The 652-nt window shown below is 67.6% G+C and carries 1 pseudogene; it reads left to right on the top strand.

Annotated features, from left to right (window positions below):
• Positions 1–121: 121 nt before the first annotated feature.
• Positions 122–652: pseudogene (locus tag ASC60_RS00090) on the top strand (integrase); the annotation flags it as partial.

Here is a 652-nt window from a genome sequence, read left to right as displayed (position 1 = left end):
GGGCCTGTGCGGGTGCCGATAAATCATCCACGCAGGTCGGGAGCCTGATCACGGATCTTCGGCTCTCCTTGTCATTCGCCCCAAGCGCTTCACCCGCACGGGACCCCGGCGGCATCATGATCTGTCGCTCCTGCGCCTGGCCTACCTCGCCGCGACCAACCCCTGGCGTTCCTACGCCTCCTGCCGATGAGCAACAGAGACAAGGACATCGAGATCCTCGTACTCCGGCACCCGTTGCTGGTCCTGCAGCGTCAAGCCGGCAAGCCGAGCTTCACCGACAGCGACCGTGCCGTCCTGGCCGGCCTGCTCCACCCCCTCTCCAAAGACAGACTGCGGCACCTTCTGCTGCTGGTCCGCCCCGAGACGGTGTTGCGCTGGCATCGCGAGCTGCTACGGCGGCGCCATGCCGCGACCTGCATACCCAGGCGACGTGGACGCCCACGCACCTTCCGGTCGATCCGCGCCCTGGTCCTGCGCCTGGCCAAGGAGAATGCCGCGTGGGGATATCGCAGGATCCACGGCGAACTCGCCGCACTGGGGATCAAAATCGCCGCCTCCACGGTCTGGGAGATCCTCCGCGAGCACGGCATCCCACCCGCACCCGAACGGCAGAGCACCACCTGGGCCGACTTCCTCCGCGGCCAGGCCGAGG

Origin of the sequence: Streptomyces sp. NBRC 110028 (assembly GCF_001417735.1) — a bacterium.
Taxonomy (GTDB): domain Bacteria; phylum Actinomycetota; class Actinomycetes; order Streptomycetales; family Streptomycetaceae; genus Streptomyces.
This window is presented reverse-complemented; position numbering and strand designations above follow the sequence as displayed.